Source organism: Amycolatopsis sp. YIM 10 (genome assembly GCF_009429145.1).
Taxonomy (GTDB): domain Bacteria; phylum Actinomycetota; class Actinomycetes; order Mycobacteriales; family Pseudonocardiaceae; genus Amycolatopsis.
Map to the genome: position 1 here is coordinate 3,797,119 of NZ_CP045480.1, position 24,849 is coordinate 3,821,967.

General features: G+C 71.8%; 30 protein-coding genes. 17 read left to right on the top strand and 13 right to left on the bottom strand.

Going from position 1 to position 24,849, the window contains the following annotated elements; genetic code table 11:
• Nucleotides 1–741 precede the first annotated feature (741 nt).
• The 4 genes from YIM_RS18370 to YIM_RS18385 all read left to right on the top strand — a co-directional run bounded on the left by YIM_RS18370 (nt 742) and on the right by YIM_RS18385 (nt 4,635).
• Nucleotides 742–3,504: a BTAD domain-containing putative transcriptional regulator gene (locus YIM_RS18370; RefSeq protein ID WP_194240203.1), complete on the top strand. Its 2,763-nt coding sequence runs from the start codon at nt 742–744 to the stop codon at nt 3,502–3,504.
• 74 nt (nt 3,505–3,578) lie between these two features.
• Nucleotides 3,579–3,785 (top strand): MbtH family NRPS accessory protein, encoded by a 207-nt coding sequence (locus YIM_RS49175; RefSeq protein ID WP_228004804.1) that lies wholly within the window; start codon nt 3,579–3,581, stop codon nt 3,783–3,785.
• 158 nt (nt 3,786–3,943) lie between these two features.
• Nucleotides 3,944–4,144 (top strand): MbtH family protein, encoded by a 201-nt coding sequence (locus YIM_RS18380; RefSeq protein WP_153031518.1) that lies wholly within the window; start codon nt 3,944–3,946, stop codon nt 4,142–4,144.
• Between the two features lie 29 nt (nt 4,145–4,173).
• Complete coding sequence (locus YIM_RS18385) at nt 4,174–4,635, top strand: SRPBCC family protein (protein ID WP_153031519.1); 462 nt, start codon at nt 4,174–4,176, stop codon at nt 4,633–4,635.
• 92 nt (nt 4,636–4,727) lie between these two features.
• Here the strand turns inward: YIM_RS18385 and YIM_RS18390 are convergent, their stop codons facing one another.
• Nucleotides 4,728–5,060: a plasmid stabilization protein gene (locus YIM_RS18390; RefSeq protein WP_153031520.1), complete on the bottom strand. Its 333-nt coding sequence runs from the start codon at nt 5,058–5,060 to the stop codon at nt 4,728–4,730.
• Between the two features lie 146 nt (nt 5,061–5,206).
• Here YIM_RS18390 and YIM_RS18395 point away from each other — a divergent pair, with 146 nt between their 5' ends.
• From YIM_RS18395 to YIM_RS18405, 3 genes are read left to right on the top strand one after another with little or no spacing between them, the layout of a single operon-like run.
• On the top strand, nt 5,207–5,599 hold the full coding sequence (locus tag YIM_RS18395) for a phage holin family protein (RefSeq protein ID WP_153031521.1): 393 nt from the start codon (nt 5,207–5,209) through the stop codon (nt 5,597–5,599).
• Entirely contained in the window at nt 5,596–5,865 is a 270-nt protein-coding gene (locus tag YIM_RS18400; RefSeq protein ID WP_153031522.1) for a DUF3618 domain-containing protein, read from the top strand. The genes YIM_RS18395 and YIM_RS18400 overlap by 4 nt, the downstream gene beginning before the upstream one ends.
• A complete protein-coding gene (locus YIM_RS18405) occupies nt 5,862–6,128 on the top strand; it encodes a DUF4235 domain-containing protein (protein ID WP_153031523.1) in 267 nt (88 codons plus the stop codon). The genes YIM_RS18400 and YIM_RS18405 overlap by 4 nt, the downstream gene beginning before the upstream one ends.
• Before the next feature lies 1 nt (nt 6,129).
• On the opposite strand, the gene YIM_RS18410 is transcribed toward YIM_RS18405, so the two are convergent.
• Nucleotides 6,130–6,627, bottom strand: a complete 498-nt coding sequence (locus YIM_RS18410; RefSeq protein WP_228004805.1) for a DUF6328 family protein — start codon at nt 6,625–6,627, stop codon at nt 6,130–6,132.
• A 58-nt stretch (nt 6,628–6,685) separates the two neighbouring features.
• On the bottom strand, nt 6,686–7,636 hold the full coding sequence (locus YIM_RS18415) for a hypothetical protein (RefSeq protein WP_153031525.1): 951 nt from the start codon (nt 7,634–7,636) through the stop codon (nt 6,686–6,688).
• 101 nt (nt 7,637–7,737) lie between these two features.
• Here YIM_RS18415 and YIM_RS18420 point away from each other — a divergent pair, with 101 nt between their 5' ends.
• The 6 genes from YIM_RS18420 (at nt 7,738) to YIM_RS18445 (ending at nt 12,666) form a co-directional block, all read left to right on the top strand.
• Nucleotides 7,738–8,382 (top strand): PhoU domain-containing protein, encoded by a 645-nt coding sequence (locus YIM_RS18420; RefSeq protein WP_153031526.1) that lies wholly within the window; start codon nt 7,738–7,740, stop codon nt 8,380–8,382.
• Between the two features lie 25 nt (nt 8,383–8,407).
• Nucleotides 8,408–9,922 carry a CYTH and CHAD domain-containing protein gene (locus YIM_RS18425; RefSeq protein WP_153031527.1) on the top strand — a complete coding sequence of 505 codons (1,515 nt, stop codon included), beginning with the start codon at nt 8,408–8,410 and terminating at the stop codon, nt 9,920–9,922.
• 79 nt (nt 9,923–10,001) lie between these two features.
• On the top strand, nt 10,002–10,631 hold the full coding sequence (locus YIM_RS18430; protein ID WP_153031528.1) for a response regulator transcription factor: 630 nt from the start codon (nt 10,002–10,004) through the stop codon (nt 10,629–10,631).
• A gap of 100 nt (nt 10,632–10,731) precedes the next feature.
• Nucleotides 10,732–11,142 (top strand): ATP-binding protein, encoded by a 411-nt coding sequence (locus YIM_RS18435; RefSeq protein WP_153031529.1) that lies wholly within the window; start codon nt 10,732–10,734, stop codon nt 11,140–11,142.
• Complete coding sequence (locus YIM_RS18440) at nt 11,135–12,280, top strand: PAS domain S-box protein (protein WP_153031530.1); 1,146 nt, start codon at nt 11,135–11,137, stop codon at nt 12,278–12,280. Before YIM_RS18435 ends, YIM_RS18440 begins: the two co-directional genes overlap by 8 nt.
• The gene (locus YIM_RS18445) at nt 12,277–12,666 is read left to right on the top strand and encodes a response regulator transcription factor (RefSeq protein WP_228004806.1); all 390 of its coding nucleotides are present in this window, start codon (nt 12,277–12,279) and stop codon (nt 12,664–12,666) included. Before YIM_RS18440 ends, YIM_RS18445 begins: the two co-directional genes overlap by 4 nt.
• A 3-nt stretch (nt 12,667–12,669) precedes the next feature.
• On the opposite strand, the gene YIM_RS18450 is transcribed toward YIM_RS18445, so the two are convergent.
• Complete coding sequence (locus tag YIM_RS18450) at nt 12,670–13,023, bottom strand: STAS domain-containing protein (protein WP_153031531.1); 354 nt, start codon at nt 13,021–13,023, stop codon at nt 12,670–12,672.
• A 345-nt stretch (nt 13,024–13,368) separates the two neighbouring features.
• Here YIM_RS18450 and YIM_RS18455 point away from each other — a divergent pair, with 345 nt between their 5' ends.
• On the top strand, nt 13,369–13,749 hold the full coding sequence (locus YIM_RS18455) for an STAS domain-containing protein (protein WP_228004807.1): 381 nt from the start codon (nt 13,369–13,371) through the stop codon (nt 13,747–13,749).
• A 59-nt stretch (nt 13,750–13,808) separates the two neighbouring features.
• On the opposite strand, the gene surE is transcribed toward YIM_RS18455, so the two are convergent.
• From surE to YIM_RS18475, 5 genes are all read right to left on the bottom strand, one after another.
• Complete coding sequence (gene surE, locus YIM_RS18460) at nt 13,809–14,555, bottom strand: 5'/3'-nucleotidase SurE (protein WP_153031533.1); 747 nt, start codon at nt 14,553–14,555, stop codon at nt 13,809–13,811.
• Complete coding sequence (locus tag YIM_RS18465; RefSeq protein ID WP_228004808.1) at nt 14,552–15,499, bottom strand: 1-phosphofructokinase family hexose kinase; 948 nt, start codon at nt 15,497–15,499, stop codon at nt 14,552–14,554. The genes surE and YIM_RS18465 overlap by 4 nt, the downstream gene beginning before the upstream one ends.
• Before the next feature lie 67 nt (nt 15,500–15,566).
• Nucleotides 15,567–15,944: an STAS domain-containing protein gene (locus YIM_RS18470; RefSeq protein ID WP_194240204.1), complete on the bottom strand. Its 378-nt coding sequence runs from the start codon at nt 15,942–15,944 to the stop codon at nt 15,567–15,569.
• A 110-nt stretch (nt 15,945–16,054) separates the two neighbouring features.
• Nucleotides 16,055–16,228 carry a hypothetical protein gene (locus YIM_RS48605; protein WP_194240205.1) on the bottom strand — a complete coding sequence of 58 codons (174 nt, stop codon included), beginning with the start codon at nt 16,226–16,228 and terminating at the stop codon, nt 16,055–16,057.
• Between the two features lie 40 nt (nt 16,229–16,268).
• The gene (locus YIM_RS18475; protein ID WP_228004809.1) at nt 16,269–17,393 is read right to left on the bottom strand and encodes a Vms1/Ankzf1 family peptidyl-tRNA hydrolase; all 1,125 of its coding nucleotides are present in this window, start codon (nt 17,391–17,393) and stop codon (nt 16,269–16,271) included.
• 139 nt (nt 17,394–17,532) lie between these two features.
• Here YIM_RS18475 and YIM_RS18480 point away from each other — a divergent pair, with 139 nt between their 5' ends.
• Complete coding sequence (locus YIM_RS18480) at nt 17,533–18,585, top strand: cobalamin-independent methionine synthase II family protein (protein ID WP_153031535.1); 1,053 nt, start codon at nt 17,533–17,535, stop codon at nt 18,583–18,585.
• Here the strand turns inward: YIM_RS18480 and YIM_RS18485 are convergent.
• On the bottom strand, nt 18,582–19,511 hold the full coding sequence (locus YIM_RS18485; protein ID WP_153031536.1) for an RluA family pseudouridine synthase: 930 nt from the start codon (nt 19,509–19,511) through the stop codon (nt 18,582–18,584). The two genes, YIM_RS18480 and YIM_RS18485, sit on opposite strands and share 4 nt — an antisense overlap.
• A 10-nt stretch (nt 19,512–19,521) precedes the next feature.
• Entirely contained in the window at nt 19,522–19,905 is a 384-nt protein-coding gene (locus tag YIM_RS18490) for a DUF4440 domain-containing protein (protein ID WP_153031537.1), read from the bottom strand.
• Between the two features lie 50 nt (nt 19,906–19,955).
• Here YIM_RS18490 and YIM_RS18495 point away from each other — a divergent pair, with 50 nt between their 5' ends.
• Both YIM_RS18495 and YIM_RS18500 read left to right on the top strand, forming a co-directional pair.
• Entirely contained in the window at nt 19,956–21,158 is a 1,203-nt protein-coding gene (locus YIM_RS18495) for a CdaR family transcriptional regulator (RefSeq protein ID WP_153031538.1), read from the top strand.
• Between the two features lie 130 nt (nt 21,159–21,288).
• Nucleotides 21,289–22,830, top strand: a complete 1,542-nt coding sequence (locus YIM_RS18500) for an AMP-binding protein (protein WP_153031539.1) — start codon at nt 21,289–21,291, stop codon at nt 22,828–22,830.
• Between the two features lie 35 nt (nt 22,831–22,865).
• On the opposite strand, the gene YIM_RS18505 is transcribed toward YIM_RS18500, so the two are convergent.
• Both YIM_RS18505 and YIM_RS18510 read right to left on the bottom strand, forming a co-directional pair.
• Nucleotides 22,866–23,759, bottom strand: a complete 894-nt coding sequence (locus YIM_RS18505) for a glycoside hydrolase family 16 protein (RefSeq protein ID WP_153031540.1) — start codon at nt 23,757–23,759, stop codon at nt 22,866–22,868.
• Between the two features lie 154 nt (nt 23,760–23,913).
• Nucleotides 23,914–24,693, bottom strand: a complete 780-nt coding sequence (locus tag YIM_RS18510; protein ID WP_153031541.1) for a DeoR/GlpR family DNA-binding transcription regulator — start codon at nt 24,691–24,693, stop codon at nt 23,914–23,916.
• Between the last annotated feature and the right edge of the window lie 156 nt (nt 24,694–24,849).

The following is a 24,849-nucleotide window of genomic DNA, read 5'->3' on the forward strand; positions in this document are numbered from 1 at the left end:
TGCGGGCGACCCGGGCCCCGGACGGCGGGGGCGGAAAGTGTGATTCTCGCCGGCGGGGCTGCGAGATCGGGGGCGACGGTGTTCACTGTGTTGCGTGCGTGTTTCGCGTTAGAGCGCATTAATGGACACCTCCCGCTGACGGGCCGAACTGCGCGACCGGACCGGTTTGGGCAATCCGTATCTTAGGCGAGCCGGTGGGGCCATGTGGCGAATTAACATGCACTTAAGGTTGCCTCACCCCGCGCGCCACCGGGGGTGCCCCGGGTGGTCCGCAACTCCACAGGCAGGTCACCGCCAGTGCGCGGACACTACCGTTCGTGATCATCCACTGTGGTGTCCCCGGCTCGCCGCCGATCTTGGCCCGCCGCCGCCGATTCCTGCGTTTTCCTTGGCGTTCAACGGGTTCCGGACCTTTCTATGACACTGTTACGCGGGTCGTGGCGGATACTTCCCAACATCTCTGTGGATCGACCTGTGGAGTTCCGCAGTACCTGTGGAGTGACTCATGTGTGACTATAGGTGCACTCGAGCAGTTACATGAGTCGAGGGACTGGGGCCCGCGGAGTGGGCGCGGAGGTCGCCTGTGGCGGCCCCGCCGCCGGGATGGCCGGTGAATCGCCACAAGCGATTGATCGGCGATCCGGCGACCGCCCGGGAAGCGGATTTCGGTCCGAAATGCCGGAACTCGCTCGATTGTGAAAGTTTTTCGAGTTTGGCCGGCCGGAGTCGGGGTGAATGTTCGTGAGGTTCTGCGTTCTCGGTTCTCTGGAGATAGTGGACGACGGGCCGCCGGTGGAACTGAGCGGCGTGAAGCAGCGGGCCGTGCTGGGCTACCTGCTGCTGCACGCGAACAACGTGGTGCCGACCAGTCACGTGGTCAAGGCGCTGTGGGCCGACGGTGTGCCCTCGACCGGGCGCAAGATGGTGCAGAACGCGGTCTCCGGCATCCGCCGCACCCTGGCCTCCCGCCCGCACGCCCCCGGCCGCACCCCGATGCTGCTCACCCACGCCCCCGGATACCTGCTGCGGGTCGACCCGGAGTCGGTCGACCTGCACCACTTCCAGACCCTCGCTGAGCGCGGCCGCGCCGAACTGGCGGAGGGACAGGCCGAACCGGCCGCCCGCACGCTGCGCGAGGCGCTCGGCCTCTGGCGCGGGCCCGCGCTGTCCGACCTGGTCGAGACCGGGATCGCCTGGCCGGAACTGGCCGCGCTGGAGAAGGTCAAGCTGGTCGCGCTGGAGGACCGGTTCGAGGCGGAGCTGAGCTGCGGGCGCCACCACGAGGTGATCGCCGAGCTGGAGGAGGTGGTCGCCGCCGAACCGCTGCGCGAGCGGCTGTGCGGGCAGCTGATGCTCGCGCTCTACCGGTCCGGCAGGCAGGCCGACGCGCTCGACGTCTACCGCCGCACCTACGCGCTGCTGGTGGACGGCCTCGGCATCGAGCCGGGCCGCGAACTGCGCGAACTGCAGCGGATGATCCTCAACCAGGACGCCGCCCTGGCCGTGCCCGGGGTGCCCGCCGGGCAGATCCGGGTGGCCACCGCGCTGGCGCCGCGCACCATTCCCGGGCAGCGCCAGCTTTCCCCGGAACCGCCGGCGCGGCGGGAAAAGCCGGTCGAACCGGCGGAGACGGTGAACGCCGCCCCGGTCACCTCGGTGCGGCTGCCGCCGACGGCGCCCGCCGACGCCAGGGCGGAACGCAAGAACGTCAGCGCGGTGCTGGTCTCCGCGCACCTCGGCCCCGGCATGGAGGGCGCCGATCCCGAGGACGTCGACGAGGCGATGCGCGGGATCAGCACGATCATCGGCGGTGAGGTCCGCCGGTTCGACGGGGTGGCGGGCGGTTCGATCGGCCCGATGTACCTGATGCTGTTCGGAGTGCCGCGCAACCACGAGAACGACACCGAGCGCGCGGTGCGGGCCGCGCTGGCCATCCGCGACCGGTTCCTCGCCGACGAGATCCCCGAGCTGGGCGCCCGCGCGGCCACCGGCATGAGCGTCGGGATCGCGGTGGCCACCGGCAGCGCGCTGGTCCGCTACGCCGCCGCGGGATGTGACGTGCCACCGGTGGTGACCGGTTCGGTGCTGGACGGCTGCGCGAAGCTGCTCGCCGCGGTCCCCGACGGCGACATCCTGGTCTGCGACGCCACCCGGCACGCCACCGCCGAAGCCATCACCTACGCCCCGGTGCCCGGCGGGGGACGCGGCGCGCTGGCCGTGGCTCCGGCGCCGCGGTCGATCGCCGTGCCGGAGACCGGCGCGGGCAGGCTGGTCGGCCGGGACCACGAACTCCAGGTGCTGCGCAGCCTGCTCGGCCAGGTCCGCGGCTGGCGGCGCCCGCACCTGGTGACCGTGCTCGGCGAGCCGGGGATCGGCAAGAGCAGGCTGCTCGCCGAGTTCGGCGCGCAGGCCGCCGAACGCGGGGAGATCGCCGCCGTGCTGACCGGCAACACCCAGCCGTTCGCCGCCGAAGCCCCGTACGCCGCGCTGACCGGAGTGCTGCGCGAGCACTGCGGTTTCTCCGCCACCGATCCGGCCCGGCGGGTGCGGGAGCGGATCGCCGCCGCCATCGACGGGCTCGCGGTGCCCGCCGAAGCCGCCGCCTGGATGCGGGAGAACCTGTGCCGCCTGGCCGGGCTGGGCGAGCCGCCCGCCGACCCGGGGCAGATGCTGGCCGCGTGGTGCCGGTTCGTCGAAGCCATCGCGGTCGCCGGTCCGGTGGTCGTGGTGCTGGAGGATCTGCACTGGGCCACCGACGAACTGCTGGACTTCGTCGACGAGCTGTCCGACCACGCCGCGCCGGTGCCGTTGTTCGTGGTGGCCACCGCGCGCCCGGAACTGCTGCAGCGGCGTCCCGGCTGGGGCGGGGGACGGCGGCACGCCACCACCACGACGATGGATCCGTTGTCGGACAACGCGATCGCGGGACTCCTGCGGCATCTGGTCGGTGGTACCGACGGTCTCGACGAGCCGGCGCAGGACCCGATCGTGGCCGATTCGCTGACCGAGTTCTGCCGGGTGCTGGCCGCGCGGGTGGGCGGCAACCCGCTGTTCGCCGTGGAGTACGCCCGCGTGCTGGCCGACCGGTTGCGCAGTGGCGACTGGCCCGACTCCGAACGCGACCAGCTCCCGCTGCCGCAGGCGGTGCACAGCGTGATCGCCGCGCGGCTGGACACGCTGCCCGAAGTGGACAAGGCCGTGCTGCTGGACGCCTCGGTGGTCGCCGAGCCGGTCACCCCGGCGGTGGTGGCCGCGGTCGGCGGGCGTGACCAGGCCGAGGTGGCGCGCTCACTGGGCAATCTGGAGAGACTGGAGTTCCTGCGCCGCGCCCGCCCGGCCGGCGCGGCCGGCGAAGCGGCCTACGCCTTCGGCCATTCGCTGGTCCGCGACGTGGCCTACGCGCAGCTGCCGCGGACCGAACGCGCGGACAAGCAGCGGCGGGTGCGGGAATGCGCGGGCGGCTGGGAGCAGGCGGCGCTGGCCGAGGAGAAGTGCGCTTCCTGACCGAGCGGGCTCAGGCGCCGCCCGGCGAGCCCCGGCCAGACTCACCGGACAGTGCCCTGTACTTGGAGGTCGGTGTGGATCCCTTCCTGGACGATCCCGACGCGCGTTACCTGGTGCTGGAGAGCGCGACCGGGGAGCACTCGCTGTGGCCGTCCTTCGTGGACGTGCCACGCGGGTGGCGGGTGGCCCTGTCCGCCACCTGGCGGCCGGAGGCGATCGCGTTCATCACCGCGAAGCGGACCGACCGGCTGTTCGCCGACGAGCCGACCGCGGTGGGCTGACCTGCGCGGACAACGGCGAGTTACTCGCCGGTGGCCGAGGGGTGGACAGCGAACCCCCGGCCGGGCTTTGCCCTCGCGCCGCCCGCTGCCTACCTTGGGTACCGGGCCGGCCGGGGCGGGCCGTGCCCGGAGCCGGAGTGCAGGGAAGGTCGGCGCTGATGAGCAATCCGTTCGCGGACCCCCGGGGCCGGTTCGTGGTGCTGCTGAACGAGAACGGCCGCTACTCGCTGTGGCCGTCGTTCGTCGAGGTGCCCGAGGGGTGGACCACGGTGCTGGCGGAGTCCCCGCGGCAGGACGCACTGGACTACATCCAAGCCAGTTGTGTGACCGGGCGGAGGCCGGGTACCCGGATCGCGTAAGCAACCGCAACCGCGATCGAGGAGAACCCGTGGGAACGATCACCGAGACCGTGGAAGTCGGCGTACCGGTTTCCACCGCGTACAACCAGTGGACCCAGTTCGAGTCCTTCCCGCAGTTCATGGAAGGCGTCGAGGAGGTCCGCCAGCTCGACGACACGCACACCCACTGGCGGGTGAAGATCGGTGGCGCGGAAAGGGAGTTCGACGCCACGATCACCGAGCAGCACCCGGACGAGCGGGTGGCGTGGCGCTCCGATGACGGGCCGCGGCACGCGGGTGTCATCACCTTCCACCGGATCGATGACCAGCGGACGCGGGTGACCGCGCAGATGGACATCGACCCGGAGGGCTTCGTCGAGAACGTCGCCGACAAGCTGGGTGTGCTCGACCGCCGGGTCAAGGGCGACATGAAGCGCTTCGAGGACTTCATCGAGAGCCAGGGCCGGGAGTCCGGTGGCTGGCGCGGTGACGTGCCGCGTCCGGGCAACTGAGTCCGGCGGTAACCGGCCAGAACACGAAGGTGGCTTCCGGGGCATTGATCGCCCCGGAAGCCACCTTCGTTTTGGGGACAGCGGCGTCGTGCCTAGCGGCCGAGTGCGCGCTGAAGCTCCTTTTTGGACATGGTGGAGCGGCCCTTGATGTTGCGTTTCTTCGCGTCGTTGTAGAGCTGTTCCTTGGTGGGGCCGCCGGGGCCCTGGCGATTGCCGGACCGCTTGCCACCGCGGTGCTGCGGTGAGACGTCCCGGGTGGAGGATTTGCTGGCCCGGGCCGATTCCCCCGACTGCGCGCGGTTCTTGTTCACCGTGCGCGCGGCGATCTCCTCGGCCCTGTCCTCGCTCGCGCCCCGTTCCTTCTGGCTCGATTTGATGTGCTTGTACTGACGTTCCCGTTTGTCGCTCCAGGCTTGTTGTGGCATTACTCTCCGCCTCCTTCCGGATTCGCCGGCGGGTTTGCCGCGATCGACGGGTACCCGGCGCTGAACGGCGCAAACAGCCCTGATTGGGGCCCCGGTGATCGGGGTAGCCGAACGGCAAGGAGTGCACGTGTGCACGGGAGGTAACGATGACCCAGGACGAGCGTTCGGTCTCCCAGCTGGTGGGAGACGCGTCCGAGCAACTGAGCAGGCTGGTCCGTGACGAGATGCGACTGGCCACCGCGGAACTCCAGCGCAAGGGCAAGAAGGTGGGCGCGGGGGCCGGGCTGGCCGGTGCGGCCGGTTTTGTCGCGGTGCTCGCGGTGATGACGCTGGTCGCGGCCGCCGTGCTCGGCCTGGCGGTGGTGCTGCCCGCCTGGGCCGCCGCGTTGATCGTGGCCGGGGCCCTGCTGGTGGTGGCCGGGATCGCGGCGCTGGCCGGTCGCGCGCAGCTGAAGCGCGGCACCCCGCCGGTGCCGGAGGAAGCCATTTCGAGCGTGCGGACCGACGTCAAGGTGCTTAAGGAGAGTGTGCACTCATGAGCGGTGGCAAGAGCGAGAGCAGCAGTACCGAAACCGGGTTCCCGAGGGACGCCGAGCAGGCCCGCCTGGACATCGAACTGACCAGGCAGGAGCTCGGGGAGACCGTGGAAGCCTTGGCGCACAAGGTGAACGTGCCCGCGCGCGCCAAGGAACAGGCACAGCAGGCGGCGGTTTCCGTGCGCCGCAACCCGTGGCCGGTCGCCGGTGGCGGCGCCGCGGTGCTCGCGCTGATCGTGCTGCTGATCGTGCGCAGGAGCCGGAAATGAACAAGATGCTGTACAAACCGTTCGGCCTGGTGATCAGCTCGCTCGGCGGGATCGCCGCCAGCATGCTGTTCAAGCAGATCTGGCGCCGGGTCTCCGGTGAGGACGACGCGCCCGACGCCACCAACGCCAGGTACGGCTGGGCCGAGGTGGTCGTCGCCGCCGCGGTGCAGGGCGCCATCTTCGGCGCGGTCAAGGCGGCGGTGGACCGCGCCGGTGCCGAGAGCTACCGCAAGGCGACCGGTGACTGGCCCGGCGACGAATAGCTCATTCCCCGTCCGCCGTCGGCACCGGTTCCTGACCGGGCCGGCGGCGGATGTGGTGGGGCACCACGAACCACAGCACACCGAACAGCAGCCCGATCGCCGGGCCGATCACCGCCATGGTGATCGAGCCGAAGATGACCTTGGCGATCAGCGAAACCGTCGCGGTGACCGCGGCCGCCAGGCAGATCAGCCCGCCCAGCACGGACTTGTTGCCGATCGCCAGGATTTCCTCCCGCCTGCCTTCGCGGAACAGCATCCGGTGCCAGACCGGGGGAGCGGCCAGCAGCGCGGTGGAGGTGGCGGCCAGCAGCACCGCGGCGATGTGCAGGCCCTTCTCGAACCCGTTGGCGGCGCGGAAAAGATCGGTGAAGGCGACCGAAAGCAGGAAGCCGAAGAGGAACTGCACCGCGGCCTGCGCCACGCGCAGTTCGCCGAGCAGTTCGCTGACGTTGCGCGCTAGCTGTTCGTCACGTGATTCGGCGACCGGCTGACTGCTCACCCGATCGTGGTACCCAGCGCGATCCGGTTCCATTCCTCGCCCACCGGCCGCACCGGGCTCATTCGCCGATGGTGACACCGCCCGGATCCCTGCCGGGGAGCAGGCCGCGCCAGCGCGGGGTGCGCAGGCAGGCCGCGTCCGTCCAGCCGCGGAAGACCACCTCGCCGACCAGGCACGGGCGCACCCAGTGCGCGCCGCTGCCCTGCGGGTGCGGTACCGAGTGGAACGGCGAGGTCTTGCGTTCGAGCCGCCCCAGCCGTCCGGTCAGCACCTCCAGCGCGTGGTGGGTGAACCCGGTGCCGACGTTGCCCACGTAACGCAACCGGCTGCCGTGCGGGATGCCGAGCAGCAGCGAGCCGAAGGTGCGTTCGCGTGTACCACCGCCTGGTCGCCAGCCGCCGATCACCACCTCCTGCACCCCGGTGCCGGTCACCGCGATCCAGTGCGGACTGCGTTTTCCGGGCTGGTACGGGCTTTTCAGCCGTTTCGCGAGCACGCCGGGCAGGCCGCGGCCGATCGCCGACCGCAGTGCCGCGCCCCCGTCGCCGAGCTGGTGCTCCGGGGTCTGCCAGGCGGGGCCGTGCAGGGCCAGATCGGCGAGCAGTTCCCGGCGTTGCAGGTACGGCAGCTCCAGGCACGGCGTGCCGTCCAGGTGCAGCACGTCCGAGGGCAGGTACCAGACCGGCGCGCGCCGTTTTCCCCGCCGTCGCAGCGCGGCCGGGTTCGGCAGGCCGGCTTCGAAGGTCATCAGCTGGCCGTCCAGCAGCACCTCCGTGCCGCCGAGTGCGGTGCCGAGCCCGCGCAGTTCGGGGAACTCCTCGGTGACCACCCGGCCGGAGCGCTCCCGGACGGTGGTCCGGCCGTCCTGGACCCGGACCAGGGCGCGCGGGCCGCCCCAGTCGAGTTCGTAGGCCCATTCCTCGTCCTCGGCCGCCGGTGGCAGGGTGCCGGGTTTCGGCTGCATCGGCGGGAGGAACATCGGTAGCGGCTGCCGACCGTCATGGTCCATGGTGTGCACGAGGGCAGGGATAACCCGTGCGGAGCCGGGCGAAACCCGCCGCGGTTTGGCCGGCGTCCGCCCGGGTATCCCCGGACGGTGAGGTGAGGCGGGTGCGGGAACGTTTCCACGGGCAGCTCAAGGAGCTGGGTGCCCAGCTGATCCGGTTGGCCGCCACCGCCGCGGCCGAACTGCGCCTGGCGAACCGCGCGTTGCTCGAACGGGAACCGGCGCTGGCCGCCGAAGCGGTCCGGACCGACCGGCGGCTGGACGCCGCGCGGGACGAGTGCGAGCACGCCGCGCACCGGTTGCTGGCGCTGCAGGCGCCGGTCGCCGGGGACCTGCGGATGGTGCTGGTCGCGGTGTACTGCGCCGACCGGCTGGAGCGCATGGGCGATCTGGCCAGGCACATCGCCGAAACGGCGGCGCGGGCGCATCCCGATCCGGCGGTGCCCGATGATCTCCTGCCCGCTTTCGAGCAGCTCGCCGCGTGCACCGCGGGCATGGCCGACGACCTGTGCGTGTTCCTCACCGAAACCGGGTGCGCGGCCGTCGAGCAGCTGAGCGCGGCCGGTGCCGAGGTGGACGCGCTGCGGGAGCACGTGCTCAGCGAGGTCACCGGCACGGGCTGGCGGCACGGGGTGCCCGCCGCGGTGAACGCGACCCTGCTCGCCCGGTTCTACGGCCGGTTCGCCGACCAGGCGGTTTCGGTGGCCCGCCGGGCCGATTTCGCCACCACGGGTGCCCTGCCCGGCTGAGGCAGAACGACTTGGGAGGACGCCGATGAGCACACGAACCGCGCTGGAGCGCGAGCGGAAGTTCGATTTCCCGCTGGATCTGGCCATTCCGGATCTGCGCGCGCACGGCCCGGTGGCCGGGCAGTCCGAACCGGCCGAGGAACGGCTCGACGCGACCTACTACGACACCCCGCGGTACGACCTGGCCCGCGCCGGGGTGACCCTGCGGCGGCGCACCGGCGGTGGCGACGACGGCTGGCACCTGAAGCTGCCCGTCGGCCGGGACGCGCGCGAGGAGATCACCGCGCCGCTGGGCGATTCCGACGCGGGAGTGCCCGCCGAACTGGCCGAGCTGGTGCGCGGGCACAGCCGCGGCGAGGAACTGACCGGTATCGCCGGGCTGCGCACCGTGCGGTACTCGGTGCAGCTGGCCGATGCGGACGGCCGCGTGCTGGCGACGCTGACCGACGACCACGTGACCGGTGAAGCGGCCGGGACGGTGGCGCGGCTGGACCAGTGGCGGGAACTGGAGATCGAGCTGGCTCCCGATGCCGACGACCACACCCTGGACGTGCTGGCGGAACTGGTCACCGACGCCGGCGCGGTGCCGTCGTACTGGCCGTCGAAACTGCGGCGGCTGATCGGCGACCTGCTGCCGGATTCGCCGTGCCCGCCGCCGGGGAAGAAGGCCACCGCCGGGGAGGTGGTGCTGCACTACCTGCGCACCCAGGTGGACGCGATGCGCCGCCAGGACGCGGGGGTGCGCCGCGACGCCGAGGACTCGGTGCACCAGATGCGGGTGGCGATGCGGCGCCTGCGCAGCGCGCTCGGCTCGTTCCGGCGGGTCCTCGACCGCGACGCCGTGCAGCCGCTGCGTGACGAGCTGAAGTGGCTCGGCGGTGAGCTGGGACCGGTGCGGGACAACGAGGTGCTGCACGCCGGGCTGGCCGAGCAGGTGGCCGGGCTGCCGCGCGAGCTGACCATCGGGCCGGTGCGGGCGTACCTGGACACCTACTTCGAGGAGCGGTCGGCCCGGGGCAGGGCGGGCGCGCTCGACGCGCTGAACAGCCCGCGATACCTCGAACTGCTGCGCGCACTCGACGCGCTGCTCGACGATCCGCCGCTGACGAAGAAAGCACAGCGGCCCGCCCGCCGGGAACTGCTTCACGCCGTGCGGCGCGCCGACCGGCGGCTGAGCCGGGCGGTCGAGCAGCTGGACCGGGCGGGCGAGCGCGACGCCGCGTTGCACGAGGTGCGCAAGAAAGCCAAGCAGGCCAGGTACACCGCCGACGCCGTGCGCCCGGTGGCGGGCAAGAAGCTGAACACCTGGCGCAAGCGGGTCAAGGCGGTGCAGTCCACCCTCGGCGACCACCACGACAGCGTGGTCGCCCGCGCGGAACTGGTGCCGCTGGCCGTGTCCGCCGAACGCGCCGGGTACAGCTCGTTCTCCTTCGGCGTGCTGCACGGCCGCAACGCGCTGGCCGGCGCGCGGCTGGACGAGGAGTTCGGCAGGCGGTGGCGGCGGGTCGCCGACGGCCCGCGGCCCGGACGGACGGGGTGATTCCGCTGTGGACACCCGGCCGGCCGTCCGCCCGGTATCGGGTCCGCTGGGCGGCAATCCGGCTGGTAGCGTTCCCGCGATGCCTGCGATCCGTGTCGTACTAGTCGAAGACCACGACATGGTGGCGGAAGCGATGGAACTCGTCTTCGCCGGGATCGGCGACATCGATCTCGCCGCGCGGGCCGGTTCGGTGGCCGCCGCGGTGCGCGAGGTCGAGCTGACCCATCCCGATCTGGTGCTGCTCGACCGGCGGCTGCCCGACGGCGACGGCATCGAGGTGATCGCCCGCCTCCGCGACCTCGCCGCCGCGCCCAAGGTCCTGCTGCTCACCGCCGAGGTCACCGCCGGGGTGGCCACCAGGGTGGTCGAGGCGGGCGGGTCCGGCGTGGTGGCCAAGACCGCCGGGCTCGACCAGCTGGCCGACGCCATCCGCCGCGCCGCGGCGGGGGAGATGGTGTTCGACGCGGTGCTGCTCGGCGAGGTGATCGACCGGCTGTCCGGGCGCGGTACCCCGGCCGAGCTGACCGCCCGCGAACGCGAGATCCTGCGCCTGTTCGCCGACGGCGCCACGGTCGAGGAGATCACCCGGCGGCTGCACCTGGCGCGCAACACCGTGCGGAACCACGCCCAGCGCGCGCTGGCGAAGCTCGGCGCGCACTCGCGGCTGGAGGCGGTCGCCATCGCCCGCCGCCGCGGCCTGCTCGACTGAGGCGACCGCGCCGACTGCTCCGGCTGATGCAAATGCATCAGTGGATCGGGGGCCGCTGCGTCTAGCCGGACTGCGGCGGACGGGGGGACGATGAACCACGATGGACAGCATTCTCAGTGCGGCGGCGCCAGGACCGGTCACCACGGTGCTGCCCGCGGACCTGACCGCCGAAGGCGAGGCCCGGCGGTTCGTCGCCCGTGTGTTGTCGGCCTGGCGGGGGACCCTGCCCTACGAGGACGCCACGCTGATCGCCTCCGAACTCGTCGCGAACGTGGTGCGGCACGCCGGTGGCAAGCCGACGCTGAGCATCACCAGCACCCCCGGCGGCATCCGGATCGAGTGCGAGGACGGCAATCCGGTGCCCCCGCGGCCGAAGGCGGGCGGGCCGCAGGGCGGCTGGGGACTGGCTCTGGTCGAACGGCTTTCGCAGCGGTGGGGCGTGCTCGCGCGCGGTGCCGGTAAGGTCGTCTGGTGCGAAATGCGGCTTCCCCCGCCGACGGCGAATGGCTGAGCTGCGGGTGGCGCCCCGCGAGTTCCCCGGGATGAGCGCGCCGGAGCCCGGCTTCCGCGGGAACGATCCGCTGTCGAACCCCTACTCCGGGGAATCCTTCCGGTTGTTCGTGCAGAGCGTCCAGGACTACGCCATCTTCATGCTCGACCCGCAGGGCAACGTGGCCACCTGGAACGCCGGCGCGGAGCGGATCAAGGGCTACCGGGCGAACGAGATCATCGGCAAGCACTTCTCGGTCTTCTACCCGCCGGAGGACCTGCGGGCCGACAAGCCCGCCCACGAGCTGGAGGTCGCCGCCGAGGTGGGCCGGTTCGAGGACGAGGGCTGGCGGGTCCGCCAGGACGGCAGCCGGTTCTGGGCGGTGGTGGTGATCACCGCGTTGTTCGACGAGCACGGCAGGCTGCGTGGCTTCGGCAAGGTCACCAGGGACGTGAGCGAGCGCGTGCGCGCCGAGAGCGAACTGGTCGAACGCAGGCGGCTGTTCTTCCACCTGGTCGAGGCGCAGGAGGCCGAGCGGCGCCGGATCGCGTGGGACGTGCACGACGACTCGATCCAGGCGATGGCGGCGGTGTCGATGCGGCTGCAGCTGCTCGGCACGCAGGTGCCGGACGAGCACCGGCCAGCGGTCCGCGCGCTGGACACCGCGGTCTCCGAGACCATCGGCAGGCTGCGCGACCTGGTGCTGCGGCTGCGCCCGCCGACGCTGGACGAGCGGGACCTCACCGAGGCGGTCGGCGCGCACCTGCGGCAGCTGGCCGATCAGGGCATCGAAACCCGGCTCGACGACACGGAACTGATCGCGGACCCGCCGCCGGAGGCGTCGGTGACCATCTTCCGCATCGTCGGCGAAGCGCTGACCAACGTGCAGAAGCACGCTCGGGCGAGCCGCGCGCGGGTGCGGTTCCGCTCGATCGACCAGGGCACGCTGACCGAGATCACCGACGACGGCGTCGGCACCGACGTGGTGGTCGACACGCTCGGCGGTGGTGGCGCGCACTTCGGCCTGCAGGCCATGCGCGAGCGCGCGGAGGCCGTCGGCGGCTGGTGGGAACTGATCAGCGATCCCGGCGAGGGCGCGCTGGTGCGGTTCTGGATCCCGGACGGGCCTGGCGGCCGGGCCACAGGGGAGGAGTCGTGACCACAGGCGGGGTTTCGGTGGTTATCGCCGACGACGAGCTGCTCATCCGCGAAGCGCTGCGGGCCGTGCTGGACGCCGAAGGAGATCTCACCGTGGTGGGGGACGCCTCGACCGTGGACGAGGCGGTGGCGTTGATCGAGCACCACCGCCCCGAGGTCGCGGTCATCGACGTGCGGATGCCCACCGGTGGCGGCGCCGAGGTGGCCAGGCGGGTGGCCGGGCTCGGCACCGCGCTCGTCGCCTTCTCCGCCTACGACGACGCCGGGCACCGCAAGCGCATGCGCGAGGCCGGGGTCGGCGAGTACGTGATCAAGGGCATGCCGAACGCCGAGATCGTGGCGGCCGTGCGGCGGGCGGTGAGCGCGCGGGCTCCCCAGGTCGGCTGAGGGTCAGCCGAGGGCCTGCTCGCGGCTGCCGAACAGCCGGAGCCTCCGGTCGAGGCCGACGATCTCGAGCGGCCGCCGGACCGGGCGCCCGGCGCAGACCACCCGCAGGTCGCAGCGCTGCCGCTCGGCGCGTTCGGCGAGTTCCGTCAGCACCTGCAGCCCGCAGCTGGACAGGAAGCCCACCTCGCTGAGGTCGATCACGAGCACCGGGGCCGGTGGTTCGAGTGCGGCGGACAGCTCGGCGTCGAACTGGGATTTGGTGGCCAGGTCCACTTCACCGGAAACCTCGACCACTCGGGCCTGGCCGGTGTGCTCGGCCTGGATGTCCAGCTTGTCGCGCCTGAACGTCAAGGTCATGGCTGACGCTCCTTCCGGCTCCGGTACTCCCGGAGATCGGCGGAGACACGCTTGTGCGGTACGTGCCAGTGCTTCGGCTGCTGGTTTCAACCGCTGAATCCGACCGTACGCGCCTGATCCGCACGACTCAATGCCCACCCCCGGTCCGGGGTACCCGCCGGAGTGATCATCATTACGCCGTTGGAGGGAACTTCGCGCATCCGGTACCGGATGGCAGTGCTCCGGTGCGGTCGCTACGATCTGGACATCCGGTTGAGCAGCCAGCCGGGATTTCCGATCGCGCTCGGTCACGACCAACCGAGACCGGCGGAGAAACTTTCCGTTCGCCCGAACCCGGGAGGTCCCGTGCCATTGCCCAGCGAGCTGCTGGAGCTGGAACACCGTGCCGAGGAATCGGCGGTGATCGTGGTCGCGTCCGGCGACGTGGACATGCTGACCGTGCCCGCGCTGGTCGCGGAGTTCGACGCCGCGCGCGAGCTGGCGAAGCCACCGCGTCCGGTGGTCGCCGACTTCACCAAGGTGAACTTCCTCGGTTCCTCGGGGCTGGCCGCGCTGGTGGAGATCCAGCAGAAGTGCGCCGACGCGGGTACTCCGCTGCGGCTGGTCGCCACCGGCCGTGTGGTGCCGAGGGCCATCGAGGCGGCCGGGCTCCAGCCCGTGCTGCCCATCGACGAGACCGTCGAAGCCGCTGTGAGCCGTCAGCCGGAGGGCGTCGACGGCCGCTGAAGTTCCAGCCAGAGTGGGGCATCCTCCGCCGCGGCGGAGGATGCCCCACTCTTGTCCGCTCAGCGTCCGGCGGGCCAGTCGAAATCCGGGTCCTCGGTCACCGACCGCAGCGCGGTGATGGTGGGATTTCCCTTGCGCAGCAAGTAGGCGTCCGTGCCGGGCTCGGCGCTGCCGTCGACCACCGTGGTCACCACCTCGGCGCCCTCGCCGGCCCGTTCCAGCCGGGTCTGCACGGCACCGGCCGAGGCCAGTGACGCCCGGCTGAGCGGGCCGAGTCCGGCCGGCGGCAACGCGGGCACGTTGAGGTTGAGCACGGAACCCGGCGCCGATTCGAGCAGCAGCGGGATGACCTCCGCGGCCAGTTCCTCCGCGCTGTCCCAGTGCAGCACGCCGGAATCCGGGTGTTCCAGCGACACGGCCAGCCCGAGCAGATTGTTGGCACCCGCGGTCAGCGCCGCGCCGACGGTGCCCGAGTGCAGCACCGCGCGCCCGACGTTGATGCCCCGGTTCACCCCGGACAGCACGGCGTCCGGCGGATCGCCGAAAGACCCTTCCTTGGCCGAAAGCACGATGAAGGCGGGCCGCGCGGTCACCGCGTGGCACGGCACGCCCGGCAGGCCGTCGAGTTCGACGGGTTTGGCGACCGGTTCTTCGCCGAGCACGGTCAGCCCGGCGCTGGTGCCACTGGACTCCTCGTGCGGCGCGGCCACCACCACGTCGAGGCCGTGCCGCAGCGCGGCCCGAGCCAGCGTGATCAGCCCAGGCGAGTCGATCCCGTCGTCGTTGGTGATCAGCACTCGTGTCATCCGGCCTCCCCGTCGTCCTTCAGCCGCCGCACTTCGACGCGTTCGGCGACCGCGCGCACGCTGTCGCCGCCGCCGGTGGCCAAGCCGCGGCGGGTCACGTTCAGCGCGCCCGCCGCGGCGCCGAGGCGGACCGCGTCCAACTGCGACGCTCCCTCGGTGAGCGCGGCGGCCACGGCGGCGGTCATCGAATCACCGGCCCCGCGCGAGTCCATCGGGTGCAGCGGCGGCGCTTCCACCTCGAACAGTTCCCCTTCCAGCAGTGCCAGAGCCGGATCGGCGGCCCGCGAGACGACCACCGACGCGTCACCGGCCCGCCTGCTCAGTTCCCGCATCGCCGAGATCAGCGCGGTGGGGTCGTCGCTGTCCGCCAGTCCGTCGTCGAGCAGTTCCTCGTGGCTGACCTTGATGAACTGCGGCTTGCCCTCGACCGCCGCGGCCAGCAGTTCGCCGGAGAGGTCGACCACCAGCAGGCAGCCGTTGGCACGCAGATCGGTGGCGAGCCTGCGGTAGATGTCGGCGGGCACCGGCTGCCCGGTGGACGGCCCGCTGAGCGTGACCGTGGTCGACCGCAGCCCCTCCACGAGCGTTTTCTCGTACAGCCCGTCCAGTTCGTGCCGCGACAGCGGTTCGCCGGGTGCTTCGACGATGGGATCGCGGCGGTCGTCACGGCGGTCGTGGACGTAACCGCCGTTGCGGGAGTGGGCCTCCTCCGAGACCAGTTCGATGCCCTCGCCGGGGATCAGGTGCTTGAGCAGATCGCCGGTTTCCCCGCCCAGCGCCGCGCAGAGCACCGCGGGCACGCCGAGCGAGACGATCATGCGTGCCTGCCACACGCCCTGGCCGCCGGCGTGCAGGTGCATTTCGGGAATGCCGTCCAGTTCCTCGATGGTCACCGTCAACTGCGGGGACGGGGCGAAAACCGTGACGCGTCGCAGGGGTCTCAAGGGGGTGTCCTCTCCGGCCGGAACGACTCGCCAACGGCTACCCGCCGGGGCACCGGGCGAAACCGGCTTACCGGGCGTGCTCGGCCCGGCCCGTCTCGATCTCGGCCAGCGCGTCGATCAGCGTGGGGTGGACCGGCAGCAGGCCGCTGACGCCGAGCGCTTCGAGCGTGCGGTTCACCACCGAACCCCAGGTGACCACCGCCCAGGACACCCCGCACCGGGTGGTGGCGCGCGCGGTGTCCAGCAGCACCTCCAGGCCCGCCACCCCGAGAAAGCCGAGCCCGCGCAGGTCCAGCACGAAGTCCTGGCGGTCGGCGAGCAGTTCGGCGAGCACGTCCTCGAGTGCGGGCGCGCCGAGCCGGTCCAGGTCGCCGGTCAGCACCGCGATGACCACCCCGTCCGGGTGCCCGCGGAGGTGGATCGAGACGTCACCGGCCGTGCGCAAGGGTTCGTCTCCCGCCTGGAGCCTTACCTTGCCGCCGACGGTAGGCCGGTGCCCGGCCACCCACAAGCCGGGTGGCCGGTGAGCGTCCGAAATGGAGCTTGGGCGTTGTCCTAGTACTCCTCGTCGAGGCCCGCGGGTTCCCGTTGATCCGCCGCGTCGGCGGGATCCGCCTCCAGCGGTACCTCGGTCCCGGCGGGCTCGTCCTGGGTGTCCGGCACGGCAGGCCGCGACTGCTCCAGCGCGTCCGCCTCGGGCTTGTCGAATGCGTCGTCGGGAGTGCTCATCGGCCTGATTCCTTTCAGCGGCTTCTTTTCAGCGGCTTTTTCAGTGACGCAGGATGGCGCCGAAGCCCTCGGCGAGATCCAGTCGTTCGTCGAACACCACGATCCCGGCGCCGACGGAGAGCGCCGCCACCGGAAGCGCTTCGTCCGCGCGGCGTTCGGTACCCGTGCCGCCGCCGGACGCGGCGAGTTCACCGGTGCTCACGGCCACCTGCGCCGGCTCCTCGCCGACCGCCACGGTGGCGTCGCCCGGTTCGGTCACCAGCAAGGTTTCCACGTTGCCCTCGCGCAGTGCGGTGGTCACGCCCTCCAGGCCGGACACGGCGAGCCCCGGCGCGCGGCCGAGTTCGGCGCGGTAGCGTTCGGCGACCCGGTCGAGCCGCGCCAGCCTGCGCCCGGTGAGCAGTTCACCGATCGCGGCGTCGAGCTGTGCCTCGGTCGCGGAATCGGCGCGGGCCCCGGCGGTCACCTCGGTGGCGATCTCCTTGGCCGGCTTGGGCAGCAGCTCCCGAAGTTCGCGCCTGGCCTGCACCTCACCGGCGAGCACGATCAGCTCGGCGCCGGACTCGGCGGCCAGCTTCGCCGTGCGCTCGGCGACCTGGTCGAGGTTGCGGTGCACGTTCTCCTCGACGCGTGCCTGGATGTCGCGGTGGGCTTCGGCGCCGCCGCGCACCTTGTGCACGGGGTGGTCCTCACCGTCCACGCGGGTCACGGACTGCCTGCGCCCCTTGGCATCCACCGAGGTGATGTCGGCGCCGGCGCGGTCCGCGATCACCACCAGATGCGGGGTGCCGACGGCCGAATGCGCGAGCAGCGGGACGAGGTGGGGCAACTCGGAGAACCGGACTTCGGCGGCACCCGGCGGTTCGGCCAGCCCTTCGTCGAGCAGGACCCGCCCGTGCGCGGCCAGCACCGCTCGCCCGCTGCGCCCGATCGGCGGGCGCCCGTCGCGGATCGCGCGGTCCACCGCCTCGACGGTGGCGTCCCCGGCGCCCTTCCCGGCCAGCTGCTCGCGGATGTCCCGCCGTTTCAGCTCGAGCTGCTTCGCCGCGTCCTCGGTGTCGTGCGAGTCTTCGAAGTAGACGGAGGCATACGGGCCACCGCTCCCGGCCAGCTCACGCAGCGTGGTGGTGTCCAATGGACGCTCCTCTCGCGTGCGGATGATCATGTTCCTTCTCGCCCGGGTACCCCTGGCCGCACTCGGCAAACGCTCGAGGTTCACTCGTGAGGCGGCTGGCAAACCAAGATCGAACCGTAGAATTCTTCCCGCCCGGCGAGCGAAGCCGGTGAACTGGAGGGGTTTCTCCGTGCGCATTCCCACCGAACCGATCGGCAGCATTCCGCGGCCGGGGTACCTGGTCGACGCCATGGGCGCGTTCGCCGAGGGCAGGATCGACGCCGACGCGCTGGCCGAAAGCCGGGAAAAGGCGCTGGCCGACACCGTTTCCCGGCTGACCGAAACCGGTTCGCCGGTGCTCACCGACGGGGAACAGGGCAAGCCGAGCTTCGCCACCTACCCGCTGGCCGGGCTGGAGTCGCTGGCGCCGGACGGTGTGGTGATCCCGTTCGCCGACGGCCATACCCGGCAGCTGCCGCGGCTGACCGCGGGCCCGTTCCGTTACGCCACCCACGCCGACGAATACCTGCGCGCCGCCAAGGAACTCACCGATCTCCCGGTCAAGCAGGCGGTGATCGCGGCTTCGGCGATCAGCCTGATCTACCCGCAGGACGGCATCGACGGTTACTCCCGCGAAGCGTTCCTCGCCGATCTGGTCGACCAGGCCGAGGCGGACATCCGGCGCAGCCTCGACGCGGGCGCGGACAGCGTGCAGCTGGACTTCACCGAGGGCAGGCTCTCGCTCAAGCTGGACCCGTCCGGCGGGCTACTGAAGTCCTTTGTGGACCTGAACAACCGGGTGCTGGACCGGTTTTCGGCGGAGGAACGCGCCCGCATCGGGGTGCACACCTGCCCCGGCGGCGACCAGGATTCGGTGCACAGCCTGGATGTCGACTACGCCGGACTGTTGCCCGCGCTGTTCTCGCTCAACGCGGGCCGGTTCTACCTCCAGCTGGCCAGCGAGCCCGATCCCCGGCGGGTGCTGGAGATCGTCCGCGAGCACTCGCGGCCCGAGCAGCGGATCTTCGTCGGTGTCACCGATCCGGTCGACCCGGTGGTGGAGACCGCCGAGCAGGTGCGCGACCGGGTGCGGCTGGCCGCCGAATACGTCCCGGCCGAACGCCTCGGCACCTGCGACGACTGCGGTTTCTCGCCGTTCGCCGACGACACCTCGACTTCGCGGGACATCGCCTTCGCCAAGATCGCGGCCAGGGTGGAGGGAACCCGGCTGGCTTTCGGTTAGCCCGCCCAGCTTGGGAAGTCGGTCCACGCCTGAAGGGTGCGGCGGCTTTCGAAGCGGCGGCGCCGCCCGCTGACCGGATCGGTGAATTCCAGCGTTTTCGCCAGCAGTTGCAACGGGCGGCTGAAGTCGTCCAGTGCGGTTTCGGTGAGCACGGGGTAGAAATCGTCGCCGAGAATGGGGATGCCCAGTCCGCTCAGGTGCAGCCGGAGCTGGTGGGTGCGCCCGGTGGCGGGCAGCAGGCGGTAGCGGCCGAGGCCGTCGCGCGATTCCGCGAGTTCCACGCGGGTTTCGGCGTTCGGCGGCCCCGGCACGTCCTGCGCGGCCAGCACCCCGCGTTCCTTGACGATCCGGCTGCGCACCACGCGCGGCAGCTCCAGCGCCGGGTCCACCGGGGCGATCGCCTCGTATTCCTTGTGCACCAGGCGATCCCGGAACATCGTCTGGTACGCGCCGCGCAGCTCGGGGCGGATCACGAACAGCAGCAGCCCGGCGGTGACCCGGTCCAGGCGGTGCGCCGGGCTCAGCTTCGGCAGGTCCAGCTCGCGGCGCAGCCGCACCAGTGCGGTCTCCACCACGTGCCTGCCACGCGGGATGGTGGCCAGGAAGTGCGGTTTGTCCACCACGAGCAGGTCGTCGTCGCGGTGCACCACGCCGATGTCGAAGGGCACCGGCACCTCGTCCGGCAGGTCGCGGTGGAACCAGATGAAGGTGCCCGGCCGGAACGGGGTGTCGGGCCCGAGCGGACCGTCGAGCCCGACGATCCGCTCTTCGGCCAGCAACTCGTCGATGCGGGCGGGGCTCACCCGCGGCAGGCGCTCCACCAGGTGCTCGCGCAGGGTCGCCCACGGCCCTTCGTCCGGCAGCCGGAGCCGGGCGGGGTCGAGGCCGTGCCGCTGCGGCAGCGGCGAGCGGAGCTTCTTGCGCACGAGGTGGACTCTAACCGGCGGCTGTTCCGAAGGGGTTGTCGATGGCGTAGCGCCACCGGCCGTCGGCGCCGCGGCGGAGTACGTCGGTGGCGGCGCCGGTCAGGTCGACCTCGGTGCCGTCGGTGGCCGTCCCCCGGATGGACCAGTCGACGATCAGCAGGGCCAGGTCCCCGGCGACGTAGGTGTGCCGCGTCTTCGCCTCGATCGGCAGGCCCCAGCTGAGCAGGTGCCGCCCGGCGGCCTCGCGGTCCTTCCCGGTCAGCGGCAGGCCGGGGCGGGGAACGAGCACCGCGGTGTCCTCGTAGAGGCGGTCCAGCGCGGCCGGGTCGGCGGCGTTGAACGCGGCCGAATACCTGGCGTGGTGATTGTGGGGTGCGTCATGAAAATCGGTCATGACTCCCCGAGCATACCAACGGCGTTACCCTGGAGCCCCGGCAGGGAGGGGTGGGTACGACGAGCGAGGCCGAGGTCGAGACCATCGTGGAAGCGGTGCACCAAGCCATCGCCTCCCGGGTTTTCCCGCACCACGTAACCGAAACCGCCTTCGAGCTCAAGCTGCGGCGGTGCGTGAGCGGCAACATCGGCTACCTCGCCGACGTCGCGGCCGGCCGGGTCGACCCCGGCGAACCCGACCTCGGGCACGCCCTCGCCTTCGCCGACGTGGTGGCCGCACAGGGCCTGCCGTTCGAGGATCTGGAGCGCGCCTACTGGGTCGGCCTGGAGCAGTTCTGGCACCGCTGGCTGGCCATCGTCGGCGAGGCCGCCGAACGCGGGGACGGCACGGTCACCGAGCTGATCGGCAACCGCACCCCGGCCGTGTTCGGCTACGTCACGCGGGTGCTCGGCCTGGTCAGCGCCCGGTACGACGAGACGTCCGGCGAACTGGCCTGCACCGGCGCCGAACGCCGCCGCGCGCTGGTCGAGGAACTGCTCGGCGGCGCGCCGCCCGCCTACACCCAGTTCCTCGACGACGAGCTGGGCTACCGGCTGCGTGCCTGCCACGTCGCCCTGCTGCTGCACGGCGACCGGTTCCAGGCCGAGCGGCGGCTGGCCAGGCTGCGGCACGAGACCGAGGCCCCGGCCGCGCTGCTCGTCGAGCGCGGCCCCGGGCTGTTCGCGGGCTGGCTCGGCTTCCCCGGCCGCGTCGACCCGGCGACGCTGGACGTGATCCGGCGGGCGGTTTCGCGGCACGGCGAACCGGTGGTGGCCGGTGGCCCGGCCGCCGGGCTCGCCGGGTTCCGCCGCGCGCACGAGGAGGCCACGCGGGCGCTGGCGCTGCGCGAGGTGCTGGCCGATCCGGTCGATTTCCTCTGGTACAGCGACGTCCGGCTGGAGGCCTTCCTGCTGGAGAACCCGTCGGCGGCCTGGCGGTTCGTCGCGGAGGAACTCGGTGAACTGGCCGAGGCGAACGAACGGGCCGACCGCATCCGCGAGACCCTGCTGGCCGCCCTCGCCAGCGGCTCGCAGGCCCGCGCGGCCACCGAACTCGGCGTGCACGAGAACACCGTGCGGCTGCGCATCCGCACCGCCACCGAGCTGCTCGGCGACGCGCTCTCCGAACGCCGCACCGAGTTGCTGGTCGCCCTGCGCCTGCGCCGCGCCCTGGGCTCCGGCCCCGGCACCACCACGATGGACGCCGTCAGCTAGAGAGTGTGTTCGAGAGTGGTGACCCCCTGTGGGAAACCCCGCGCCCGGCTGTCCCTTTCCGACATTGGGTCCGGCCTTCCGCCGAACTAGCTTGGGAGGCAAGGGAATCCGGCGGGTGGAAGGGCAGCGGATGTACGAGCAGACCGTCGGTGCGCTGGTGGAACGGGCGGCCGCGGCGAACGGGCCGAAGACCGCCGTCGTGTGGGGCGAGCGGCGGATCACCTACCGCGAGCAGATCGCCCGCATCCGCCGGGCCGGGCGGGCGCTGCTCGCGCTCGGCCTGCACACCGGCGACCGCGTGGCCATCCTGATGAACGACCGCCCGGAGCAGCTCGACGTCTACTACGGCGCGCTCTGGGCGGGCCTGGCCGTGGTCCCGCTGAACGCCCGCCTCGGCGTGGCCGACCACCAGTACATCGTCTGCGACTCCGGCGCGCTGGTCCTCGTGCACGACGCCGCCCACGCGCGCCGCGTGCGGCAGATCCGCGGTACCTCCGGGGTCGAGCACGTGGTCTCCGTCGACGACGACGCCGTGCTCGACGGCGGGCACAGCTGGCAGCGCCTGTCGTGCCACCAGCCGGACCACCCCGGCAACCCGCCGGTCTTCCCCAGCGACCTCTACGGCATCTACTACACCGCGGGCACCACCGGCCAGCCCAAGGGCGTGGTCCACACCCACCGCACCGTGCTCGCCGCGTTGTTCAGCCAGCTCGCCGAACTCGGCCTCGGTGACGGCGACCGGTTCGCCCACGTCACCCCGCTCTCGCACACCGCGGGCGCGTTCGTGCTGCCGGTGTGGCTGCGCGGGGGGACCAACGTGCTCGCCGGGCGGTTCGACCCCGACCGCCTCGTCGCCACGATCGCCCGCGAGCGCATCACCGCGACGCTGCTCTCCCCGGACATGCTGGCCGGGTTGCTGGACGCCGCTCCGGCCGCCGGCGCGAAACTGCTGTCGCTGACCACCGTGGTCTACAGCGGCGGCCGCGTCGAACCCGAGCGCCTGATCGCCGCGATGGACCGCTGCGGGCCGGTGTTCGTCCAGTTCTACGGCCTGACCGAGGTACCGACGCAGGTGACCGTGCTGCGCAAGCGCGACCACGCCGCCGCGGTGGCCACCGGCCACCTCGAGCCGTTGTCCTCGTGCGGGCGCCCGGTGGCGATCGCCGACGTGCGGATCGAGCACCCCGACGGCAGGCAGGCCAGGCCGGGGGAGCGCGGTGAGGTGGTGGTCGGCGGTCCGCACGTGATGAAGCGCTACTGGAACCGCTACGCCGACACCGAGCGCGCGCTGCGCGGCGGTCACTTCTACACCGGCGACTTCGGGCACTTCGACGACGGCGGCTTCCTGCACCTGGCCGACCGGCAGCGCGAGACGATCCGGTCGGCGGGCGTGACGGTGCACCCGAAGCACGTGGAGGACGGGCTGATCACCCATCCGGCGGTACGCGACGCCTGCGTTTTCGGCTCACCCGACGACCGGCGGGGCGAGGTGGTGCACGCGGTGGTGGTCGCCGATCCCGGCGCCACCGTCTGCGCCGAGGACCTGATCACCTGGGTGGCCGAGCGACGCGGCGAGGCGATGGCACCCCGCCGCGTCGAGTTCGTGGACGCCATCCCGCTCACCGCGGTGGGCAAGCACGACAAGCCCCGCCTGCGCGCCCGCGTGAGCTGAACTGTCCGTTATGGACATAACAGGGGGCTGCGGATCTAGCAGGCGGCCGTGTCGGTGTGGGTGGTTCCGTTCGCCCGTAGTCCGTTCACGCGGTTGCCGACCTCGCCGGGGGAGAGCACCTCGTTGGCCGCGTAGTAGACCCAGTCGTTCTGCGTCTGGTAGGTGCTGCGGCCACCGGAATGGGCCGCGTGGTCGATGAACCACTCCTGGAAGGCGATCATCATCGGCGTTTCCGGGTAGACGTGCCCGTCGTGCGTGGCCACGAGCTGGTCACCGATGAAGTACCGCAGCACACCGCCGGAAACCTGCACGGTCAGCGTCCGCCAGCCGGCGTAGCCGCCGCGTACCGCGGTGCTGTGGTTGTCGGCCACCCACGGGTCGGGCTGGTAGGTCTCCCAGCTGGTCAGGAACATGGTCGAACCGGACTCGCCCCAGCCGCCGTTGGGCAGGTACTCGAAGTCCAGCTCGCCGTAGTCGGGATCGTTCGGGAAGGCGAGCGGGGTGATGGTGAAGAAGGTCTGGACCAGATGGTCGCCGTCGGCGCCGGAGACCGGGACGTCGCTGAACCGCACACGCGCGGAGTAGGTGCCCTCGAAGAACTTCCGCTGGTGCATCACCTCGGCCTGGCTGGTCCCGCCGGTGGTGCCGTCGGTGTGCGCGGACAGTTGCAGCACCGGCTGCCCGTCCACCACCGGGAAGGTGGCGTTCGCCGCCGACCAGCCGCCCACTCCCGGCCCGCCACCGCCGTTGCGCAGCTGCCAGCCGCGCTGCGCCAGGCGCGGATCGGTGTGGGAGTCGTAGGCGAAGTCGTCGAAGAGCACTCCGGCGCAGGCGGCGGTTTCGGCGGCTGACGCGGCCGGGACGCACAGCCCGGCCAGCACGGCGGCGGCGAGCAGGGCTCGGGAAGCCACGGGAATTCGGCGGTTCATTTCACGCCCTTCGGTTCACGGGGACTGGAGAGAAAACACGCCGGAGAATTGTGGCGGTGATTCATCCGGGCTCCCATTAAGGCCCGGGCGCACGCGCGTTCGCAAGTCCGGCGGCGCCGATGTTCGAGGTTGACCGTTTGCGGACGGGAAACGGTCAGCCATTCGGCCCGACCGCGGCCAGCCCGATCTCGGTGCCCGCCGCGCGCAGGCCGTCCAGCTCGGCCGGATCGGCGGCCTCGTCGGTGACCAGCCGGTCGATCCGCTCCGGCGGGATGGTCTGGACCATGGCATCGGCGCCGATCTTGGTCGAGTCGGCCAGCACCACCACCTGCTCCGCGGCGCCGGCCAGCGCCCGGTCCGCTCCGGCCACCGCCGGGTTCGGCGTGGACAGTCCGCGCGCGGCGGTCAGCCCGTTGCCGGAGAGGAAGGCGTGCCGCACCCGCAACTGCGCGAGCCCGGCTTCGGCCGCGCTGCCCACCGTGGCGAAGATCGACGCGCGCAGCGTCCCGCCCGGCATCAGCACCTCCACCCCCGGCGCCTGCGCGACGATCTGGGCCACCAGCAGGGAATTCGTCACCACGGTCAGCTCCGAGGTGCGGACCAGCCTCCTGGCCAGCGCCTGGGTGGTGGTGCCGGGCCCCAGCGCCACCGAGTCGCCGGGGGAGACCAGGTCCGCGGCCAGCGCGGCGATCGCCTCCTTCTGCGCGCCGGCCACCTTCGCCTTCTCCGTGCAGCTCGGCTCGTAGGAGGTGCGGTTGGTGGCGACCGCGCCGCCGTGCTTGCGCGCGAGCAGTCCGTCGGCGGCCAGCTGCCGCAGATCCCGGCGCACGGTGACCTCGCTGGCCTGCACGATCCGGGCGAGTTCGCGCAGGGAGACCGCCCCGTTCGAGCGGACGAGTTCGAGAATGACCTGGCGGCGTTCGGCGGCGAACATGGCCGCACGCTAACCGAGGGAATAGCGGATTCCTAGTGTCGAACCGAGGGCATCGGCGAATGGCGGGCGAATGGCGATTGCCGCCGGTGTTCGACGGGTGCGCCGAACGGCCCCTTGTGCTCGCGCTTTCCATGCGCTTTGCTGAAGATCGTCCGC

Excerpts from the sequence above, each read along its gene's own strand:
- YIM_RS18380 (WP_153031518.1), top strand. The coding sequence starts at position 3,944 with ATGAGCAATCCGTTCGCGGACCCCCGGGGCCGGTTCGTGGTGCTGCTG.
- YIM_RS18390 (WP_153031520.1), bottom strand. The coding sequence starts at position 5,060 with ATGCCACAACAAGCCTGGAGCGACAAACGGGAACGTCAGTACAAGCAC.
- YIM_RS18395 (WP_153031521.1), top strand. The coding sequence starts at position 5,207 with ATGACCCAGGACGAGCGTTCGGTCTCCCAGCTGGTGGGAGACGCGTCC.
- YIM_RS18400 (WP_153031522.1), top strand. The coding sequence starts at position 5,596 with ATGAGCGGTGGCAAGAGCGAGAGCAGCAGTACCGAAACCGGGTTCCCG.
- YIM_RS18405 (WP_153031523.1), top strand. The coding sequence starts at position 5,862 with ATGAACAAGATGCTGTACAAACCGTTCGGCCTGGTGATCAGCTCGCTC.
- YIM_RS18415 (WP_153031525.1), bottom strand. The coding sequence starts at position 7,636 with ATGGACCATGACGGTCGGCAGCCGCTACCGATGTTCCTCCCGCCGATG.
- YIM_RS18425 (WP_153031527.1), top strand. The coding sequence starts at position 8,408 with ATGAGCACACGAACCGCGCTGGAGCGCGAGCGGAAGTTCGATTTCCCG.
- YIM_RS18430 (WP_153031528.1), top strand. The coding sequence starts at position 10,002 with ATGCCTGCGATCCGTGTCGTACTAGTCGAAGACCACGACATGGTGGCG.
- YIM_RS18435 (WP_153031529.1), top strand. The coding sequence starts at position 10,732 with ATGGACAGCATTCTCAGTGCGGCGGCGCCAGGACCGGTCACCACGGTG.
- YIM_RS18440 (WP_153031530.1), top strand. The coding sequence starts at position 11,135 with ATGGCTGAGCTGCGGGTGGCGCCCCGCGAGTTCCCCGGGATGAGCGCG.
- YIM_RS18450 (WP_153031531.1), bottom strand. The coding sequence starts at position 13,023 with ATGACCTTGACGTTCAGGCGCGACAAGCTGGACATCCAGGCCGAGCAC.
- surE (WP_153031533.1), bottom strand. The coding sequence starts at position 14,555 with ATGACACGAGTGCTGATCACCAACGACGACGGGATCGACTCGCCTGGG.
- YIM_RS48605 (WP_194240205.1), bottom strand. The coding sequence starts at position 16,228 with ATGAGCACTCCCGACGACGCATTCGACAAGCCCGAGGCGGACGCGCTG.
- YIM_RS18475 (WP_228004809.1), bottom strand. The coding sequence starts at position 17,393 with ATGATCATCCGCACGCGAGAGGAGCGTCCATTGGACACCACCACGCTG.
- YIM_RS18490 (WP_153031537.1), bottom strand. The coding sequence starts at position 19,905 with ATGACCGATTTTCATGACGCACCCCACAATCACCACGCCAGGTATTCG.
- YIM_RS18500 (WP_153031539.1), top strand. The coding sequence starts at position 21,289 with ATGTACGAGCAGACCGTCGGTGCGCTGGTGGAACGGGCGGCCGCGGCG.
- YIM_RS18505 (WP_153031540.1), bottom strand. The coding sequence starts at position 23,759 with ATGAACCGCCGAATTCCCGTGGCTTCCCGAGCCCTGCTCGCCGCCGCC.
- YIM_RS18510 (WP_153031541.1), bottom strand. The coding sequence starts at position 24,693 with ATGTTCGCCGCCGAACGCCGCCAGGTCATTCTCGAACTCGTCCGCTCG.